Below are 18,743 nucleotides of genomic sequence, written 5' to 3' on the forward strand. Positions count from 1 at the left end.
GAATCTGCCCCCCTCCACCATATAACTTTAATTTAATAGGGGCATATTTCAACGGTAGAATACAGGTCTCCAAAACCTTTGATGTGGGTTCGATTCCTACTGCCCCTGCCATGGCGGTTGTGGTGAAGTGGTTAACACATCGGATTGTGGTTCCGACACTCGTGGGTTCGATCCCCACCATCCGCCCTTTGTATTTTTGGGCTATAGCCAAGCGGTAAGGCAACGGACTTTGACTCCGTCACTCGTTGGTTCGAATCCAGCTAGCCCAGTTTTTATTGGCGGCATAGCCAAGTGGTAAGGCAGAGGTCTGCAAAACCTCTATCACCGGTTCAAATCCGGTTGCCGCCTCCATCAATATGCGGGAGTAGTTCAATTCTTAGAACACGTTCCTTCCCGGAACGAGGTATAGGTGTAAGTCCTATCTTCCGCTCCATATTTATTTATATCCCATGCGGGAGTAGTTCAACTCTTAGAACACGTTCCTTCCCGGAACGAGGTATAGGTGTAAATCCTATCTTCCGCTCCATATTTATTTATATCCCATGCGGGAGTAGTTCAATTCTTAGAACACGTTCCTTCCCGGAACGAGGTATAGGTGTAAGTCCTATCTTCCGCTCCATATTTAATATTATTTGCATGCGGGAGTAGTTCAACTTTTAGAACACGTTCCTTCCCGGAATGAGGTATAGGTGTAAGTCCTATCTTCCGCTCCATCGATACTTCCACATAGGGAGTTTTTTATTTATTTAATTGGGCCGGCGTGGCGGAATTGGCAGACGCGCGGGACTCAAAATCCCGTTCCATTGATTTGGAGTGTCGGTTCGATCCCGACCGCCGGTATATATAACGTACTTAGATGTACATGTTAAGCAATCTCATAAGATGAGGTTGCTTTTTTTATGTTTAAACTTAATTGCTCAATATCACTTTATAAAACTATGTATGCAATATTAATATAATCAAAGTAAATATTGTAGTTTTTGGTAAAGTATAATATTATTAGTCTAATGTTATATTTGGAGGAAAATTCAATGGTTAAAACTAAAACAACCAAAACTAAAACAACTAAACCAAATGGAAAGCAATTTTTTGGTAATATCTTACAAGCTGTTGGTGCAGGGGTAGTTATTGCGTTAATTCCTAATGCATTATTAGGTGAACTATTAAAGTTTTTTAAAGAAGGTAATGAGTTATTAGAAACAATATATCAATTAGTAGTTATGATTCAATCATTTATGGCTTTTATTATAGGTGTATTAGCTGCGCATCAATTTAAATTTAATGGTGCAGGCGCTACGATGATAGGTGTTTCTGCTATGTTAGGTAGTGGAGCTGTTAAAATTACTCCTGATGGATTTATACTAAATGGTATTGGTGATATTATTAATACTATTTTAGTTGTAATTATTGCTTGCTTTTTATACTTAATATTACAAAATAAATTAGGTTCATTAGAAATGATCTTGTTACCAGTTATAATTCCTGTGGTAAGTGGAATTATTGGTCTATATACATTAGGCTATGTATCTAATGTTACAAAAGGTTTAGGCCATATAGTGCATTCATTTACTGAACTCAATCCATTATTGATGTCAGTGTTAATATGTGTGACTTATTCGTTGCTGATGGTAACGCCAATATCGGTTGTAGCTATTGCAACAGCAATTAGCCTATCTGGACTAGGTAGTGGTGCAGCCAATATGGGAATTGTTGCAGCTTGTGTTACATTCTTATTTGGATCAATCAGAGTTAATGGTGCTGGTGTGAATTTAGTATTAATTATTGGTGCAGCTAAGATGATGATACCTGTCTATTTCAGACATTTAATTATCGCGATACCTTTAACAATTAATGGTATTATAGGTGGCTTGATTGCTTACTTTATTGGGATTGAAGGTACACCGATGTCAGCTGGTTTTGGTTATACAGGACTTGTAGGACCAATTAATGCCTTTAACCGTATGTCTGGAGATCCAACAATGAATATCATATTGTTAATTTTTGGTTATTTCATTATTCCTTTTGTTGCAGCATTTTTTGTTCATGAGTTATGTAAAAAATTCATTGGTAGATATACTGATGAAATATACAGTTTTGAAATTCCTAAACAGTAATCTTAAGAGACCTAATATTTATTAGGTCTTTTTTTATACATAAATAATGCATATTTTGTAATTTTTAGAAAAAAACCTCTCTTATACATAGCTTTCATATAAAAAGTTATTGAATAATATTACGTTATTATGTATAATAATTAATTATATAGAGAGGGGCTAACCAAGATGAAACACATTATTAAACTATTTATGGTCTTTATTATATTTATTAGCGCCATAATTACTTACATAAATCCTGATGCTCAGGCAGCAGAAGAAGACCAATGGGATAAAATTAAAGAACGTGGAGAATTGAGAGTGGGTTTATCTGCAGATTATGCACCTTATGAATTTGAACATAATGTGAATGGTAAATCTGAATATGCCGGTATTGATATTGATTTGGCAAAGAAAATTGCAAAGGACAATGATGTAAAGCTAAAAATTGTTAATATGCAATTTGATAGTTTGTTAGGAGCAATTAAAACTGGGAAAATCGATTTAATCATTTCTGGAATGACACCAACACCTGAACGTGAAAAAGAGGTAGATTTCTCAAATCCATATATGACGGTTGAACAAAAAATGATTGTTAAAAAGTCTGAAGCAGATAGATTTCAAAATATAGATGATTTTGCTAATCAAAAAATTGGTGTACAAAAACAAACACAACAAGAAAAAATTGCACAAACAGAAATTGAAAATGCACAAATACAATCTTTAACGAGAGTGCCTGAAGTAATCATGTCATTGAAGAGTGGCAAAATAAACGGGATGGTTATTGAAGGACCAGTTGCAGAAGCTTACTTGAAACAAAATGAAGATTTAGCATTTGCAGATGACGTGCAATTTAATGAAGGGACGAAACAAACAGCAATTGCAGTACCTAAAAATTCCCCTGAATTAATGGAAAGACTTAATGCTACTATTAAAGATGTTGAAGATAAAGGTTTACTAGTAGATTATAAAGCATCAGCTGCAGAAGCGATGAAAAAGGATGAAGGAAATTTCTTTACTAAATATGGAAACTTCTTTATAAAAGGTATTAAAAATACGATACTCATTTCAATTGTGGGAGTAGTGCTAGGGGCAGTGTTTGGCGCATTTATTGCATTATTAAAACTAAGTAAAGTTAGAGTTTTAAGATGGTTAGCTTCGGCTTATATTGAATTCTTAAGGGGCACACCATTGCTCGTGCAAGTATTTTTAGTTTATTTCGGCACAACTGCAGTATTAGGTTTAAATATCTCCGCATTAATTTGTGGTATGATCGCGCTTGTAATTAACTGTTCTGCATATATTGCTGAAATTATTAGAGCCGGTATAAATGCAGTAGACAAAGGACAAACTGAAGCTGCACGTAGTTTAGGATTATCTTATGGTCAAACTATGAAATCAGTTGTATTACCACAAGCGATTAAAAATATTTTGCCTGCTTTAGGTAATGAGTTTGTAACAGTGATTAAAGAATCTTCTATAGTATCTGTAATCGGTGTTAGTGAAATTATGTTTAATGCGCAAGTTGTTCAAGGTGCTTCATTTGATCCGTTCACACCATTGATCATAGCAGCTATACTGTATTTTATTCTCACATTTACATTATCTAGAATTATGTATTTCTTTGAAGGGAGATTGAAAGTTAGTGATTAATATTAAAAACTTATATAAGTCATTTGGTAAAAATGAAGTTTTAAAAGGCATTGATTTTACTGTAAACCAAGGCGAAGTTGTAGCTATCATAGGTCCTTCAGGTAGTGGGAAAAGTACCTTACTGCGTTGCATGAATCTACTAGAGACACCAACAAGTGGTGAAGTTATATTTAAAGATAATAATTTAACGAGTAAAGATACAGAATTAGAAAAATTGCGTCAACAAATGGGGATGGTATTTCAAAATTTCAATTTATTTCCGCATAAAAAAGTAATAGATAACGTTATTTTAGCTCCTAGTTTATTAAAAAAAGGAAATCAAAATGACTTGAAAAAAGAGGCCCAGTTGTTATTAGAAAAAGTGGGTCTAGAGGATAAATCTGATGCATATCCAGCACAATTATCTGGCGGTCAAAAGCAAAGGGTAGCAATTGCTAGAGCATTAGCAATGAACCCTGAAGTTCTTTTGTTTGATGAACCTACATCAGCTCTAGATCCAGAGGTTGTAGGAGACGTATTGAAAGTTATGAAAGATCTAGCTAAAGAGGGTATGACAATGGTAGTTGTAACCCATGAAATGCACTTTGCTAGAGATGTAAGTGATAAAGTAGTATTTATGGCTGATGGTGTCATCGTCGAGTCTGGGACACCAGAAGAAGTCTTTGACCACCAACAACATGAAAGAACGAAAAACTTTTTATTAAGAGTTTTATAATTATTTAAAAATAAGACTAAGTTGGTAAAATAGGATTGTTTAAAATCAATCTTATGTTATCGATTTGGTCTTTTATTTTTTTATATTTAAATTATAATAAAAGTAATATAGCTAATACGCCAAAGCCATACGAATGTGTTAAACTGTACAATGTGTGTTTTTAAGGTGGGGTGTAAGAAAATGGATTTAAACCAATTAAAACAAGATGTTATAGACTATGCCCATTCAATTGGTATTGATAGTATTGGTTTTACGACAGCTGATCCTTTCGATGAAATGAAGCAAAAGTTAGTGGATTATCATGCAAAAGGGTATGCATCTGGTTTTGAAGAATCTGATATAGAATTAAGAACAGAACCGAAATTAAATTTGCCAACAGCAAGATCTATTATTGCAATAGGAGTTGGCTATCCAAATAAATTAAAAGGTGCGCCTAAAAGTGTCCGTGGAGACAGAAGAGGCATGTTTGCTAGAGCTTCTTGGGGGCAAGATTATCATAGTATTATGAGGAAACGGTTAGATAAATTGGGTGAGTATTTAGAATCTAGAGTAGAAGACGTTGAAATTAAATCAATGGTAGATACTGGCGCATTGTCTGATCGTGCTGTAGCAGAACGTGCAGGACTTGGGTTTGTAGGAAGAAATGGCTTTGTCATCAATCCTGACCTTGGTACATGGACGTATTTAGGAGAGATGCTAGTTAGTATACCTTTTGCGCCTGATGACCCGTTAATCGATAGCTGTGGCGATTGTACGATTTGTGTCGATCGTTGTCCAACAGGAGCACTCGTTGGAGATGGACAGTTAAATAGTCAGAAATGTATTAGCTTTTTAACTCAGACGAAGGGTTATCTAGAAGATGAATATCGTTATAAAATTGGCAATCGTCTTTATGGATGTGATACCTGTCAACAAGTGTGCCCGAAAAACAAAGGGATTAATACACAACATGACGATATAGAATTAGAACCTGAAATTTTAAAACCAAGGCTCGTGCCTTTATTAAAAATGAGCAATAAAGAATTTAAAAATACTTATGGTCATTTAGCAGGGGCATGGAGAGGTAAGAAACCGATTCAACGTAATGCAATTATTGCTTTGGCACATTTTAAAGAAGAAACAGCAATACCTGAATTACAAGATGTTGCGTTAGATGATCCAAGACCTATGATTAGAGCTACAGCATATTGGGCGATAGGACAAATTCAAGGCGAGGCTGCTAGACCATTTATTGAACAACATTATGAAAATGAACTAGAAGAGGTTCAAATTGAAATGTTAAAAGGACTTGAAACGAGGAGCGAAAAATAGAATGACAAACCACATAGTACTATTTCAACCACAGATACCTGGTAATACAGGCAGTATTGCAAGAACATGTGCAGGCACATATACACATTTACACTTAATTAAGCCACTTGGTTTCAGTACAGATGATAAGATGCTAAAGCGTGCTGGATTAGATTATTGGGAAACTGTTAATATCACTTATCATGAAAGTATTGAAGATTTTTTTGAAGCAACAGAGGGTACTTATTATTTATTAACTAAATTTGGTAAGAAAACATATTCAGATTTTGATTTTACTGATACTACTCACGATCACTTCTTTATTTTCGGACGTGAAACGACTGGATTACCTGACTGGGTGAAAGAGACATATCAAGAAACGGCGTTACGTATCCCAATGAATGATAATATTAGATCATTAAACTTATCTAATACAGCATCATTGCTCATTTACGAAGCGTTAAGACAACAAAGTTTTCCAGAATTACATTAATAAATGGCTAAATGAATGAAAATAATGTGATAGATTTGTATAATAGAGATAAGTCTTATAACTTAGCATTTAATTAATCAAATTGGTACATTAGTAATGTTGTGGTTTATCTCCATTACATCAAGGGTATTAATAAAAATAATGCTAGAACGCGTCTTAATAAAAAAGAGGAGTGTAATTACTATGGCAATGAACTTTAAAGTTTTAGAAAACGAAAAAATTGTAGCTGAATATGCTGCAGATATATTAAGAAAACAATTTAACAACAATCCGACAACTATTGCAGGTGTACACCTTTCTAATGATAATTCACCAGTATTAGATGAATTAAAGAAAAATGTAGATAATCACCCTGTAGACTTTAGTCAAATTAACATTTTAGATTATGATGATAACAAATCTTATTTTGAAGCTTTAGGTGTGCCTGAAGGTCAAATTTATAATGTTTCATTTAATGAAGACACTGAATCATTTATTGGTGATAAAATTAAAACAAAAGAAAACAAAGGTAAATTGATTACACAAGTACTATCAATTGATACTAATGGTAAATTGAACGTAAGTGTAAAACAAGGTCTATTTTCAGCACGTGAAGTTATTTTAATTATCACTGGCGCTGACAAAAAAGAAGTTGTTCACAAATTATATGAAGAAAATGGTAAAACAAGCTTTGAACCTTCAGATTTAAAAGCGCATCGTATGGTGAATGTAGTTTTAGATGAAGCGGCAGCAGAAGGGTTACCTGAAGATGTAAGACATTATTTCACAGCACGTTTTGCTTAATATAAAAATGTGAGGTGATAGGTATGACAAACAAAAAGGATAATAAACATTTACAAAATGATGTACCTGAACCTGAAAATGAAATGGTCAGTGACTACGAAGATGTAGTAGAACTTGGTAAGGAAATGGAACAAATTTCCGAGGAAAATGATGAGGATAAGTTAGATAAATCTCATGATCCAGAAGTTCGTTCAGATTTAAATGATTAGTATTAAGATAGCTCTTTGGGGAATTTTTTTATTCACAAAGGGCTATTTTTATGTCTATTAATAGCAAATGAGACTTTGAAAAAATTAAAATTAATTTGTTTTGATAGTCAAATACTGTGATAAATTATTTTCAATTTAAAAAGAAATGCCAAGTTAAAAGTGAATGTGTTATTATTAAATCATTATTGGATTTAAGGAGACTTATACATATGTTAAGTAAGTATTGGAAATACATTATGATTAGTGCTGTCATTGTTAATTTAATTTCTATTAAGGGTTTTCCTATGGCGATTGGTGCACTTTACTTACCCGTGTTATTTAAAGTTATAAAATTGCAGATAAATTTATCGCGTGGGCTTGTTGATCAAGTTAATGCTTCAACGTTCGTTAAAGGTAACCAAACTGGAATTATTATAAGTGTGATATGTTGTATTGTAATAACTGTATTGTTGTTTAAACCATTAGGAGATTTTTATAGTAGTTTAACTGGGTTTTTAGGTACATTAGTTACGATTAGTCCTGTTACTATGGTTATCGGTGCGATTCTACTCATATTAACAGCTGTAGGTGTAATACAAGCAGCAAAAGTACAATTCAACAAAATAAACATTACTAAAGAAAGCTAAATTGTATAGTTACTAGATGATTTATAAAAAAGTATAGTTTATATAAAATGCCGTAAAATCTTAATGATTTTGACGGTATTTTTTTGTAGAAAAGTGAAGGGTTCTAATTAATAAGGTAAAATAATAACTCATAAATTCAGTTTAAAATAAAATAATATGTAAACGCTCTATAATACGATTGCCCCTTTAAAATAATTAATGCTATACTAAAGCTGAATAACGAATAATGAAGGGGAGAATTTGAAATGTCAGTTAGAATTGAACATGATACATTCGGTGAAATTGAAGTACCTGCAGAAAAATATTGGGGTGCTCAAACAGAAAGAAGTAAACGTAACTTTCCAGTAGGTAAAGAACAAATGCCAATTGAAGTTGTTTACGGATTTGCTCAGTTAAAAAGAGGAGCAGCATTAGCTAACAATGAATTAGGAAAACTATCGGACGCTAAAAAAGATGCCATTGTTTATGCTTGTGATCGTGTCATTAATAAAGAGCTAGATGAACATTTCCCATTAGTGGTTTGGCAAACAGGTAGTGGCACACAAAGTAATATGAACGTAAACGAAGTTGTGAGCTATGTAGCTAATGAATATTTAAAATCACAAGGCAGTGATGAAACGATACATCCTAATGATGACGTTAATAAATCACAAAGTTCAAATGATACTTTCCCAACAGCAATGCATGTGGCATTATATAATGAAGTAGAAACAAAACTTGAACCAGCTTTAAAAGCGTTACGTGATACTTTTAAAGAAAAAGAAGAACAATTTAACGATATTATAAAAATTGGCCGTACGCACTTACAAGATGCAACGCCTATTCGTTTAGGACAAGAAATTAGTGGGTGGCGTTTCATGCTTGATAAATGTGAAACTTTATTAGGTGAATCAAAAGCACACATCTTAAATTTAGCGATTGGTGGTACAGCTGTAGGTACAGGTATTAATGCGCATCCTGAATTTGGCGATAAAGTAGCTAAATTCATTTCGAAAAATACAGGTTATGCATTTGTTTCATCTGAAAATAAATTCCATGCATTAACAGCACACGACGAAGTGGTTCAATTACATGGTAGTTTAAAAGCATTAGCAACTGACTTAATGAAAATTGCTAATGATATAAGATGGCTAGCATCAGGCCCACGCGCAGGACTTGCTGAATTATCTATTCCTGAAAACGAACCTGGTTCATCTATAATGCCTGGGAAAGTGAATCCGACACAATGTGAAATGTTAACAATGGTAGCGGTACAAGTTATGGGTAACGATACAGCAGTCGGTATTGGAAGTTCTCAAGGTAACTTTGAACTTAACGTATATAAACCTGTCATCTTGCATAACACGTTGCAATCAATTTACTTATTAGCAGATGGCATGCAAACATTTAATGATAATTGTGCAGTTGGTATTGAGCCAATTCATGAAAATATAGATAATTATTTAAACCAATCATTAATGCTAGTGACTGCTTTAAATCCACATATTGGATATGAAAATGCTGCAAGTATTGCTAAAAAAGCACACCGTGAAGGTCTTACATTAAAAGAATCTGCAATACAATCAGGTCATGTGACTGAAGAGCAATTCGAACAATGGATTAAACCTGAAGATATGGTTGAACCAAAATAAAAGATATTAAAAAGCCAACGCTTCTTTAAATAGAACGCGTTGGCTTTTTTGTATTATATTAATATGATTTAAACTTCATCGTCCATACTTACTGAAATCGTTTCTTGCGTAAGTGGATGGATAAATTCAATTTTATAACTATTTAATTGAAGCTGTCTTAATGTTGAATTACCATATAATGGATCACCAATTACTGGATGACCAATTTCAGCTAAGTGAACGCGAATTTGATGGGTTCTACCTGTATCTAATTTTAAATCTACTTCACTTACATCTTCTTTAATCATTTTAGAATTAATGATATGTGTAATTGCAGTTTGTCCAGTAGGTGACACTCTACGTTTATTAGAGTGGAATTTATCTTTGCCAATTGGCATATCAATCGTTTGTGGTTTGATAGGTAATAAACTGTGCACATTTGCTTTATAAATACGGTCAATTTCATTTTCTTCTAGCATACGATCTAGAATTTTTTTCATTAATGGATTTTTAGCAACAATCAATAAACCAACCGTTTCTTGGTCTAAACGATGTATTGGCTCAACGTAATCACTTTTGACTGTATAGATAACATGATTCATTAGTGTATTACTTTCTTTTAAATCATTCGGGTGTGTTTTAACGCCTTTTGGCTTCATCACAACAGCGATATCGTCATCTTCGTAATAAATTTGAGCATAGCGATAACTTGGTAAATAGTTGCTTACTTCTTCTGGTGTAGGAATATAAGCTACGTCACCAGTGTTTACTTTAGACATTAATGTTGCTGGTTCATCGTTAATTGTAATTAACTTAGACATATTTAAATTATGTAAGTCTTTTTTAGGTAAGTGCAATTGTTGAAAAATTTCTCTCAATGTTAATTGATTATATTTAATAGGGATTTCAAATTTCATAGTATCCTCCTTGATTATCATATATAATCATACCATAAACAACGTGTTAAAAATATTAGACATAGTAATTCTATGAAATTTATTTTATTGTTAATTAAATCATTTTAAAGGTTAATCGAAACTGTATTTTTCAATTAGTTTATGAGCCTGTATAATGTATGTAAAGTAATATTGTATAAAAGAATGGACTGGTTAAATGGAAAAACCGACTAGACTTGCTTTATTAAAAGAAATTGCAGAATTTTTAAATGTAGAAACAGAAACATATAGTATGATGCAAGGTGCATTGAAGTCTTTAATTCAAGGAAGCGAGTTTACAACAGGCTGGATTTTCTTTATTGATGATTCAGGTCAACATGAGCTTGTATCTCATATAGATTTACCAGGCGCATTAGCCAAACAAAATTGTAAATATATGTGTGAAGGCACGTGTTGGTGTGTTCAAGCTTATCAAAATAAGAAATTGACCAAAGCATCTAATATCATTAATTGTTCGCGTATCAACCTTGCAAACCGTGCATATCATGATGAAACAGATGGTGTCACGCATCATGCAACTGTACCGCTAAGGTCAGGGGATGAACAATTCGGACTATTAAATGTTGCTACACCACATACAACGCATTATAGTGAAGAAGATTTAGAAATGCTTGAGTCTGTAGCGTTTCAAATTGGCTCTGCAATCAAACGTATTTGGCTAACAGATCAAGAAAAAGAAGCAGCTCGTATAAGTGAACGAAATCGCTTAGCAAGGGACTTACATGATTCAGTGAATCAAATGCTTTTTTCTGTAAAATTAACAGCCCATGCAGCTGAAGGAATTACTAATGAAGAAGTATCGCGCAAGGCTTTTCAAGTGATAGAACAAACAAGTCAACAAGCTGTTAACGAGATGCGAGCTTTGATTTGGCAATTAAAGCCAGTTGGACTAGAACAAGGTTTAGTTAACGCACTGAAAAAGTACAGTACGCTTTTACAACTTGAATTAACTGTTAAAGTAGATGGTCTGATCAATTTACCAAGTATAATTGAAGAAAATATTTATCGTATTATACAAGAAGCAATGAATAATACAAAAAAACATGGTGGTACAACACAAATAGATTTATCGTTGATTCAAAAAGATGGTTATCTAACTATTGATATAGTAGATCAAGGCAAAGGTTTTAATATTAATAAATCCAATCCACCAGACACTCATGGTTTAAGTAATATGAGACAACGTACAAAATTGATTAATGGTAAATTAGAAATAGATTCAACTCAAAATAAAGGCACTACAATTCATATAGCAGTTCCATTATAGTTTTTGAAAGGAAGTTTAACATGCATCGAATTATACTCGTAGATGATCATCATATCGTAAGACAAGGATTAGAATTCCTACTATCCACTGTTGACGATATAGATGTTATAGGAGGGTTTTCAGACGGTAAATCTTTCTTTGAATATTTAGAAACAAATGAATTACCTGATATTGTATTGTTAGATTTAGTTATGCCTGAAATGAATGGTATTGAAATTACAGAAAGAATGAAAAAGGCATATCCAGAAGTGAAAATATTAGTCCTTACAAGTTATGTGGACGATGAACATGTAATTTCCGCTATTGATAAGGGTGCAGATGGATACGAGATGAAAGATGTAGAACCAGACCAATTAATAAAAACAATTAAGAAAGTACTTTCAGGTGAGAAAACGATACATCCTCAAGCGCAAAGTGTCATCGAAGCGGTGAGTAAAAAGCCACATTTTACTAATAAATTATCAAAGCGTGAATCAGAAGTATTAGCAGAGATGGCTAAAGGTAAAACAAATAAAGAAATTGCAGAAACATTGTTTGTTTCTGAGAAAACTATAAAAACACATGTCAGCCATATTTTCAACAAACTTCAAGTAACTGATCGCACACAAGCAGCGATATATGCGATGCAAAACAATCTCATTTAAGATAGCGAAGGCATAGTATTGGAAGCGGATTCATTTTTTTATAATTATTTTCAAATTTTACTTTTAATTATATAATATTACGATATAATACAGAGTAATAAACAATAGGGGGATAATGCAATGAAGACAAAAAACCTTTCAATGAAGATTGTCATAGCATTAATATTAGGTATTGCCATTGGTTCAATTTTTAATATGTTTGCACAATCTGCATTTGTAGTTAATGTTGATAAATACGTGTTTAATGTTATTGGACAAATTTTCTTAAATTTAATATTTATGTTAGTAGTACCAGTAGTATTTGTATCAATCGTTTTAGGGGTAGTAGGGGTTGGGGACCCGAAACTACTAGGTGGTATAGGTTTAAAAACAATTACATTCTTTTTAGCAACTACAGCTTTAGCAATTACAATTGCTATGGCTTTGGCATTGATATTTAATCCAGGCGAAGGTAAATCTGATTTATTAAATAGTGAAGATGTTTCTAGTTATCAAAAAACTTTAGATAAAGAAGAGGGCTCACAAAGCGCTGCAGCCAGTCAATCGTTCGATCAAACTTTAATTAATTTATTTCCAAAGAATCCATTACAATCAATGACTGATGAAAATATGCTTCAAATTATTACATTTGCTATTTTTATTGGGGTCGGTCTTATTATGGTCGGTTCCAAAGCACAAATGGTACATAAGTTTTTTGAACAAACGAACGAAGTACTCATGTATATCGTGACAATGATTATGAGTGTCTTTGCACCAATTGGTACATTTGGTTTAGTTGCACATGCCTTTACAGGAGCAGGTTTTGGTGCTATTAAACAATTAGGTATGTACTTCTTTATTGTACTGTTAGCACTCGCAATTCATTTCTTCGTGGTATACGGTTCAGCAGTTAAATTCATGGGAAAAACAAGCCCGTTGAAATTCTTCAAAGCATTTATCCCAGCGATTTCGCTTGGATTTAGTGCTTCGAGTTCAACAGCAACGTTACCAGTTTCACTAAGATGTACGAAGAAAATGGGAGTGAGACCTGAAATTGCATCCTTTGTCCAACCTTTAGGTGCGACAATCAATATGGATGGTACAGCAATTATGCAAGGGGTAGCAACAATCTTTATTGCTCAAATTTCAGGTGTGGATCTTTCAATTGGACAACTTATTACAGTAGTAGTGATTGCAGTCGTAGCATCCATTGGAACTGCAGGTGTGCCAGGTGTTGGATTAATTATGTTAGCAATGGTATTAAATGCAGTTGGATTAGACCCAGCAGCAATCGGTATTATTTTAGGTATAGATAGATTGTTAGATATGACAAGAACATCTGTAAATATTACTGGTGACGCAGCTTGTGCGTTGATTATTTCAAACGCAGCAGACAGAAAAGATGCTAAAAAGGCTCAAGCATAAATAATTAATGATATTTTAATAAAAAAGCCTCCCATTCAATTGTTTGAATGGGAGGCTTTTTGCATGTCAAATTATAAATATGTATAACTATTAGTTTAGATGAACGCAAAAATACTTAATTTCTATAGTAAGAATGATTCTCCTCTTTAATTTTATTAATGGAGTTGTAAAGTTCTACAAATCGTTTGCCATCTTTACGATTTACTTGGTCAAAGATCCACGATTCACCATCGTTATCTATTATGACAATACGGAATGGAGAAAATGAAAAACCAAATTTAACATTTTTGACTTCATTAAAATGAAAAGCATCTTTATTTTCTGTTCCTTTAAGTGGACCGCTTGCTTGAAACCGAATTTCATCATTTAGAAGTGTTAAAGTGCCCGGAAGTGTTTGAGCTGTAGATACTTTCATAGCAGCGTATAGCGAAAACGCTGTATTGTGTGTCTGTATTGTCATAGCCGATCCTCCAATTATAGTGAAATTTTTCCTAGTATATCATTTTTTAATGTATGCAACAAATAAGAGATTAACTTAATATAAATTATAATTAAAAATTTAAATACAAACAGAAAGTTTTTCGGAATATATTCATATAAAAACTTTAAAAATTCTGAATATTTTGTTAGTGTTATAACCAAGTTGCAAGATAGTCAAAATAAATTGCAACATTTTAAGGAGGAATTTTCTATATGGATACATTAAATTTTATGAAAAGTAAGGGGTTAGTAAGTTTAATGGTTGCTGCTTTAATTATTTCGTTAGTAGGTGTCTTCAATAGTGCAAGTGCTGCAAGTATAGATAATCCGGTAGAAGTGAGCAAGAAAGATGAGAGTACAGTACATCTTAAATTAAAAGAAGGTATCAAGGGTACTCAAGCTGAAGATGGAGCGGTTACGCTTACTGATGAAGATGGAGAATCTAAAGAATTACCTACGGAAGTAGAAAAAGATGGAGAAACAGTTAAGATAAAATATACAGAAACTGACGATGGATATGATATGGAAGTTTTAAGTAAAGAGACAACGCGTACACAAGCAGACTCAATGTAATAATTCTTTGTTCTAAAAAATTAAATGATTGATTCCTAAAAATTATTTTTTAAGAGAATAGAATATCAGTAATCATGATAAATTAAATCATTCAAACTAAAAAAGAGCCTTTATAGGCTTTTCAGAGTGTCGACAAAGTTTCCGACTTTGTCGACACTTTTTTGTGCACGCTTTCCGCGGGCACAGCCACATCCTGTAGTCTTCGACCAGTGCTTTTCCCGCAGGAGTCGGCACAAATTACTGCTATTTTTTAAAAATAATATAATATATTTAAATTAAACAGTGGTGGAGTTTGTAATGTTGAATAAATCAAACGATAAAAGAAATAGAAACGAACGTAGCTTACCGTTGGTAGTTAGGTTATAACTTTTTAGATAAAGTATCTTATTTCGGTACATTTAGTAAAAACTATACACGCCGTTTTCATGATACAGATTTATTTTCACAAAGAATGTGAAAAGTTTGAGAACCTACGAAAGATATTAATACAGACAAAGCTGGTTAAGCTCTGTTATAGAACAGTTAACGTTAAAATTAAAGCTGTTCATTTAGATTGTATTGAATCTAAAAAAATCTAATTGCATCACTTAATAGTGAGCATGTAAATAAAAAAACGAGATAATACCTAAAGATTCTAGGTATTATCTCATTTTTAAAAATCACACTTATAATAGAAGATATTGATAGTTATTATTAAAAAATGATACATGAGCATATGGTAACAGCGAGTAGTACACGCCGTTTTTACTATTAATTAAATACGATTGTTTTATTTCCTTTTGTAACTATTACTTTATGTTGAACATGGTATTCAACAGCTTGTGCTAATACACTTGATTCAACATGACGACCAATTTTTCTTAAGTCTTGAACATTATAACGATGATTAATACGTGTTACATCTTGATCAATGATAGGGCCTTCATCTAAGTCAGATGTTACATAGTGACTTGTAGCTCCGACAAGTTTCACTCCACGTTCCCAAGCTTGTTTATAAGGATTTGCTCCAATAAAAGAAGGTAAGAAGGAATGATGAATATTGATGATTTGATTTGGATATTGGCTCACGAAATCGTCACTTAAAATTTGCATATATTTTGCTAATACAATGAGTTCAATTTCGTGTTTGCCACAAATATCTAAAATATTTTTTTCAACTAAATCTTTGGCATCGTTGCTAGGCACATAATAAAAAGGAATATTAAACGTTTCTGCAAAATGTCTATTATTTTCGTGATTACTGACAACACATACAATTTCCGCAGGTATTTCTCCACGTTTCACTCTCAATAAAACTTCATTGAAAGCATGATCTTCTTTTGAAACAAATAAGGCAATTTTAGTTTTATGACTATTATCGAATAAGTTAAATTCAATATCATTTTCACTTAGTGTTTTTTCTAAAGCTTCTTTTACTAAAGGTACTTTATTAAATTCAAATCGTAAATATAATTTTCCATCGGCATCTTGTGCATGATCATATTCTGTAAAATGATCTAAATGTAAAATATTAGAATCATATTGTGAAATGATATTTGTGATTAATGATGTAATTCCAACTTTGTCTGAGCATGTTGCTAGTAATATGTATTTATCTTCCATTTTAAGCACCTCTAATTTTGAAAAGTAACTCAGAGTATAATGAAGATTCTGAAAAAAGTAAACGGTTATAGCTCAATTTAATAACTTTTAAATTTTTTCAATCTTTTTCTATGCGTAAATGGGTAAAGTAGGCTATAATAATTAATAGTGTTTTTATCTTAAAAGAGTAATAAGTAATTTAAGAGGATAACACTTTTCACAAAAATAATACGCTTACAATCAAAATGTTTTTGTTTGTAACTTATTTATAAGATATAAGATTGATTATTTTGATAATTGCGCCAATGATAAAAAACAATGAAAATTTCATTTCACTCTTTTATTTTCTTGAAAATTGTATTAAGATGTAATTTGTGTTTCAAGAAGCGTGTATTATTGCAATTTCTTGTGTCCGGATAAAATATTCTTTTATGAAAGGTAGATTAAAGTAATGGATAGACAGCATTTCACAGATTTAATTCAAACAAAATTTAAAATGGTACGTATTGAAGCAGGTTATACGCAAGATACGATGGCCCAAACTATTGGTCTTTCAAAAAAGACATTAGTTCAAATAGAAAAAGAGAGAGTATTACCTAACTGGACTACGTGTGTATCAATTTGTGCATTATTCAGAGATTCAGATGTTTTAAATAGTACTTTCGGTTGTGATCCTTTAGAAATGGTACAAACGATTTCTCGTAATCATTGTGCATACCCTAACCATTCTACAACAAGTGACATATACTGGAATACGATTGATAGCCGCAACGGTTTCATCTTACAAGGTAATAAAGTAAGTGATATCTATCGTGTGCTTAATAACGAAACGCAACCAATATTTGGAACGTCTAAATTAAGAGAAGCTGAAACATACTTCGGCAGAATATCAAAAGAAGAATTAATGCACGTATAATATTAATTCATTTTGTGATAGGAGAATCATTATTTATATAATTGGGTGACATGGGACTTTAAATTGTATATGAATGATTTAGTCACTTTACTCTACTTGACCTAAACAAAGATTTAGGTCTTTTTTTATTTGGTTGTTTTAGTTACTTGTGATATTTAAGAGGAATTAAGTAACTAAATATAGAAAACAAGGTATTTTTACTACACATTTTTATAGTAAGTATTATACAATGTAAAAATGATTGTAATTTAAAATTGTCTTTCAATAAAACAGAAATAAAATATAGAATTCAAAGGAGAAATCATCTATGCATACTTTTTTAATAATTGTATTTATGATGGTGATTGGAGCATTGATAGGTGGGGTAACAAATATTTTAGCAGTTAGAATGCTATTTCATCCATTTAAAACCTATTATATTTTTAATAAACGTGTGCCCTTTACACCAGGATTAATACCAAAACGTAGAAAAGAAGTCGCTGATAAGATTGGTCAAGTAGTTGAAGAACACTTATTAACAGAAAGTTTAATCCAATCAAAATTAAATGCACCATCTTCAAGACAAGCAATTGAAGAAGTATTACTTAAACAAATTCAAAAATTAAAACAAGAACATATGACATTGCAATATTTCGCTGATAAGTTAGATTTAGATGTTGCGCAGTTAGCAAATGAAAAATTAGACTTAGTGATTTCAAATAAATTAGATGCATTTTACCAAGATAATCAAACTACACCTATCAAACAGATTATTCCTGAAGAAATAGAAGCTAGTATTGATAGTAAAATAGATTTAGTTCCTGATTTATTGTTTGAAAGAGCAAGCGTGTATCTCAGTTCAGAAAAAGGTGCAGCTGATATTGAATCTATGTTGGAGACTTTCTTCAACGAAAAAGGTAAAATAGTTGGCTTATTACAAATGTTTATGACTAAAGAGAGTATTGCTGATCGTATTCAACATGAACTTATTCGTTTAACTAAACATCCTAAAGCTAAGGCAATTGCAAAACAGGTCATTGATAATGAATATGAGACTATGAAAGCTAAAAATTTAAATGAACTTGTTAGCGAAAGTCAGTACAATTCATTTAAAACTTCTATAACTGAATTAGCCGTTGGTTATTTAGATGTAGATAAAGTATCAAAACAATCGTTTAATACTTTAATGCCAAGCTTTATTCATTTCTTAGAAAGTAAAGTTTCTCAAAAACTAACAGATGTTATTATAGAGAATATATCTAAACATATATCTCCAATAATGAAAAAGATTAATTTAAGACAAATGGTTGAAGAACAAATTAATACATTTGATTTAGCTTATATAGAAAGATTAATCATTGATGTCGCAAATAAAGAACTGAAATTAATTATGCTTTTAGGTTTTTTATTAGGGGGCATAATAGGGCTATTACAGGGCGTAATTGCAATTTTTGTATAACATATTAAATTA

At 32.1% G+C, this 18,743-nt stretch carries 18 protein-coding genes, 9 tRNA genes and 1 pseudogene; 25 read left to right on the forward strand and 3 right to left on the reverse strand.

Annotated elements, in window-relative coordinates; all coding sequences use genetic code 11:
- Positions 1 to 37 precede the first annotated feature (37 nt).
- The 18 genes from AST02_RS12450 to fumC all read left to right on the forward strand — a co-directional run bounded on the left by AST02_RS12450 (position 38) and on the right by fumC (position 9,493).
- Positions 38 to 111, forward strand: a tRNA-Trp gene (locus tag AST02_RS12450).
- Positions 112 to 113: 2 nt separating this feature from the next.
- Positions 114 to 186 (forward strand) — tRNA-His (locus AST02_RS12455).
- 11 nt (positions 187 to 197) lie between these two features.
- Positions 198 to 269: transfer RNA gene (locus tag AST02_RS12460), tRNA-Gln, on the forward strand.
- Positions 270 to 277: 8 nt separating this feature from the next.
- Positions 278 to 351, forward strand: a tRNA-Cys gene (locus AST02_RS12465).
- 7 nt (positions 352 to 358) lie between these two features.
- Positions 359 to 433 (forward strand) — tRNA-Gly (locus AST02_RS14425).
- 18 nt (positions 434 to 451) lie between these two features.
- Positions 452 to 526, forward strand: a tRNA-Gly gene (locus AST02_RS14430).
- Between the two features lie 18 nt (positions 527 to 544).
- Positions 545 to 619 (forward strand) — tRNA-Gly (locus AST02_RS14435).
- A gap of 19 nt (positions 620 to 638) precedes the next feature.
- A tRNA-Gly gene (locus AST02_RS14440) sits at positions 639 to 713 on the forward strand.
- 41 nt (positions 714 to 754) lie between these two features.
- Positions 755 to 840: transfer RNA gene (locus tag AST02_RS12470), tRNA-Leu, on the forward strand.
- Between the two features lie 191 nt (positions 841 to 1,031).
- Positions 1,032 to 2,114: a PTS transporter subunit IIC gene (locus tag AST02_RS12475; RefSeq protein WP_046466315.1), complete on the forward strand. Its 1,083-nt coding sequence runs from the start codon at positions 1,032 to 1,034 to the stop codon at positions 2,112 to 2,114.
- Positions 2,115 to 2,282: 168 nt separating this feature from the next.
- Positions 2,283 to 3,746 (forward strand): ABC transporter substrate-binding protein/permease, encoded by a 1,464-nt coding sequence (locus tag AST02_RS12480; protein ID WP_069818053.1) that lies wholly within the window; start codon positions 2,283 to 2,285, stop codon positions 3,744 to 3,746.
- Entirely contained in the window at positions 3,739 to 4,461 is a 723-nt protein-coding gene (locus AST02_RS12485) for an amino acid ABC transporter ATP-binding protein (RefSeq protein WP_069818054.1), read from the forward strand. Before AST02_RS12480 ends, AST02_RS12485 begins: the two co-directional genes overlap by 8 nt.
- Before the next feature lie 180 nt (positions 4,462 to 4,641).
- Positions 4,642 to 5,772 carry a tRNA epoxyqueuosine(34) reductase QueG gene (gene queG / locus AST02_RS12490; protein WP_046466317.1) on the forward strand — a complete coding sequence of 377 codons (1,131 nt, stop codon included), beginning with the start codon at positions 4,642 to 4,644 and terminating at the stop codon, positions 5,770 to 5,772.
- Between the two features lies 1 nt (position 5,773).
- Positions 5,774 to 6,244, forward strand: coding sequence for a tRNA (uridine(34)/cytosine(34)/5-carboxymethylaminomethyluridine(34)-2'-O)-methyltransferase TrmL (trmL, locus tag AST02_RS12495; protein WP_046466318.1), 471 nt, complete (start codon positions 5,774 to 5,776; stop codon positions 6,242 to 6,244).
- A 183-nt stretch (positions 6,245 to 6,427) separates the two neighbouring features.
- Positions 6,428 to 7,027: a 6-phosphogluconolactonase gene (locus tag AST02_RS12500; protein ID WP_069818055.1), complete on the forward strand. Its 600-nt coding sequence runs from the start codon at positions 6,428 to 6,430 to the stop codon at positions 7,025 to 7,027.
- 23 nt (positions 7,028 to 7,050) lie between these two features.
- Positions 7,051 to 7,236, forward strand: a complete 186-nt coding sequence (locus AST02_RS12505) for an SAS053 family DNA gyrase inhibitor (RefSeq protein WP_069818056.1) — start codon at positions 7,051 to 7,053, stop codon at positions 7,234 to 7,236.
- A gap of 209 nt (positions 7,237 to 7,445) precedes the next feature.
- Positions 7,446 to 7,862, forward strand: a complete 417-nt coding sequence (locus AST02_RS12510) for a hypothetical protein (protein ID WP_069818057.1) — start codon at positions 7,446 to 7,448, stop codon at positions 7,860 to 7,862.
- Positions 7,863 to 8,107: 245 nt separating this feature from the next.
- Positions 8,108 to 9,493: a class II fumarate hydratase gene (gene fumC, locus AST02_RS12515; RefSeq protein WP_046466322.1), complete on the forward strand. Its 1,386-nt coding sequence runs from the start codon at positions 8,108 to 8,110 to the stop codon at positions 9,491 to 9,493.
- A 68-nt stretch (positions 9,494 to 9,561) separates the two neighbouring features.
- On the opposite strand, the gene AST02_RS12520 is transcribed toward fumC, so the two are convergent.
- Positions 9,562 to 10,389, reverse strand: coding sequence for an RluA family pseudouridine synthase (locus AST02_RS12520; protein WP_046466323.1), 828 nt, complete (start codon positions 10,387 to 10,389; stop codon positions 9,562 to 9,564).
- 196 nt (positions 10,390 to 10,585) lie between these two features.
- On the opposite strand from AST02_RS12520, the gene AST02_RS12525 reads away from it, so the two are divergent.
- From AST02_RS12525 to AST02_RS12535, 3 genes are all read left to right on the forward strand, one after another.
- Complete coding sequence (locus tag AST02_RS12525; protein ID WP_069818058.1) at positions 10,586 to 11,695, forward strand: GAF domain-containing sensor histidine kinase; 1,110 nt, start codon at positions 10,586 to 10,588, stop codon at positions 11,693 to 11,695.
- Between the two features lie 20 nt (positions 11,696 to 11,715).
- The gene (locus AST02_RS12530; protein ID WP_046466325.1) at positions 11,716 to 12,339 is read left to right on the forward strand and encodes a response regulator; all 624 of its coding nucleotides are present in this window, start codon (positions 11,716 to 11,718) and stop codon (positions 12,337 to 12,339) included.
- Between the two features lie 120 nt (positions 12,340 to 12,459).
- Entirely contained in the window at positions 12,460 to 13,743 is a 1,284-nt protein-coding gene (locus AST02_RS12535) for a dicarboxylate/amino acid:cation symporter (protein WP_046466326.1), read from the forward strand.
- A gap of 115 nt (positions 13,744 to 13,858) precedes the next feature.
- Here AST02_RS12535 and AST02_RS12540 read toward each other — a convergent pair whose 3' ends face one another.
- On the reverse strand, positions 13,859 to 14,203 hold the full coding sequence (locus AST02_RS12540) for a hypothetical protein (RefSeq protein ID WP_069818059.1): 345 nt from the start codon (positions 14,201 to 14,203) through the stop codon (positions 13,859 to 13,861).
- Between the two features lie 233 nt (positions 14,204 to 14,436).
- Here AST02_RS12540 and AST02_RS12545 point away from each other — a divergent pair, with 233 nt between their 5' ends.
- On the forward strand, positions 14,437 to 14,796 hold the full coding sequence (locus tag AST02_RS12545) for a hypothetical protein (RefSeq protein ID WP_046466328.1): 360 nt from the start codon (positions 14,437 to 14,439) through the stop codon (positions 14,794 to 14,796).
- A gap of 304 nt (positions 14,797 to 15,100) precedes the next feature.
- Positions 15,101 to 15,244 (forward strand): annotated as a pseudogene (locus AST02_RS14255) (transposase); the annotation flags it as partial.
- A 302-nt stretch (positions 15,245 to 15,546) separates the two neighbouring features.
- On the opposite strand, the gene purU reads toward AST02_RS14255, so the two are convergent.
- The gene (gene purU, locus AST02_RS12550) at positions 15,547 to 16,398 is read right to left on the reverse strand and encodes a formyltetrahydrofolate deformylase (RefSeq protein WP_046466329.1); all 852 of its coding nucleotides are present in this window, start codon (positions 16,396 to 16,398) and stop codon (positions 15,547 to 15,549) included.
- 430 nt (positions 16,399 to 16,828) lie between these two features.
- Between purU and xdrA the strand changes: the two genes are divergently transcribed.
- Entirely contained in the window at positions 16,829 to 17,293 is a 465-nt protein-coding gene (gene xdrA, locus AST02_RS12555) for an XRE family transcriptional regulator XdrA (RefSeq protein WP_046466330.1), read from the forward strand.
- Between the two features lie 307 nt (positions 17,294 to 17,600).
- A complete protein-coding gene (locus tag AST02_RS12560) occupies positions 17,601 to 18,731 on the forward strand; it encodes a DUF445 domain-containing protein (protein WP_069818060.1) in 1,131 nt (376 codons plus the stop codon).
- Positions 18,732 to 18,743 lie beyond the last annotated feature (12 nt).

The organism is Staphylococcus equorum (genome assembly GCF_001747895.1).
GTDB classification, from domain to species: Bacteria; Bacillota; Bacilli; order Staphylococcales; family Staphylococcaceae; genus Staphylococcus; species Staphylococcus equorum_A.

Coding starts and splice junctions, on each gene's coding strand:
- fumC (WP_046466322.1), top strand. CDS start 8,108: ATGTCAGTTAGAATTGAACATGATACATTCGGTGAAATTGAAGTACCT.
- AST02_RS12475 (WP_046466315.1), top strand. CDS start 1,032: ATGGTTAAAACTAAAACAACCAAAACTAAAACAACTAAACCAAATGGA.
- AST02_RS12500 (WP_069818055.1), top strand. CDS start 6,428: ATGGCAATGAACTTTAAAGTTTTAGAAAACGAAAAAATTGTAGCTGAA.
- AST02_RS12525 (WP_069818058.1), top strand. CDS start 10,586: ATGGAAAAACCGACTAGACTTGCTTTATTAAAAGAAATTGCAGAATTT.
- AST02_RS12545 (WP_046466328.1), top strand. CDS start 14,437: ATGGATACATTAAATTTTATGAAAAGTAAGGGGTTAGTAAGTTTAATG.
- AST02_RS12510 (WP_069818057.1), top strand. CDS start 7,446: ATGTTAAGTAAGTATTGGAAATACATTATGATTAGTGCTGTCATTGTT.
- AST02_RS12505 (WP_069818056.1), top strand. CDS start 7,051: ATGACAAACAAAAAGGATAATAAACATTTACAAAATGATGTACCTGAA.
- AST02_RS12530 (WP_046466325.1), top strand. CDS start 11,716: ATGCATCGAATTATACTCGTAGATGATCATCATATCGTAAGACAAGGA.
- AST02_RS12535 (WP_046466326.1), top strand. CDS start 12,460: ATGAAGACAAAAAACCTTTCAATGAAGATTGTCATAGCATTAATATTA.
- purU (WP_046466329.1), bottom strand. CDS start 16,398: ATGGAAGATAAATACATATTACTAGCAACATGCTCAGACAAAGTTGGA.
- AST02_RS12540 (WP_069818059.1), bottom strand. CDS start 14,203: ATGACAATACAGACACACAATACAGCGTTTTCGCTATACGCTGCTATG.
- queG (WP_046466317.1), top strand. CDS start 4,642: ATGGATTTAAACCAATTAAAACAAGATGTTATAGACTATGCCCATTCA.
- AST02_RS12480 (WP_069818053.1), top strand. CDS start 2,283: ATGAAACACATTATTAAACTATTTATGGTCTTTATTATATTTATTAGC.
- trmL (WP_046466318.1), top strand. CDS start 5,774: ATGACAAACCACATAGTACTATTTCAACCACAGATACCTGGTAATACA.
- AST02_RS12520 (WP_046466323.1), bottom strand. CDS start 10,389: ATGAAATTTGAAATCCCTATTAAATATAATCAATTAACATTGAGAGAA.
- AST02_RS12560 (WP_069818060.1), top strand. CDS start 17,601: ATGCATACTTTTTTAATAATTGTATTTATGATGGTGATTGGAGCATTG.
- xdrA (WP_046466330.1), top strand. CDS start 16,829: ATGGATAGACAGCATTTCACAGATTTAATTCAAACAAAATTTAAAATG.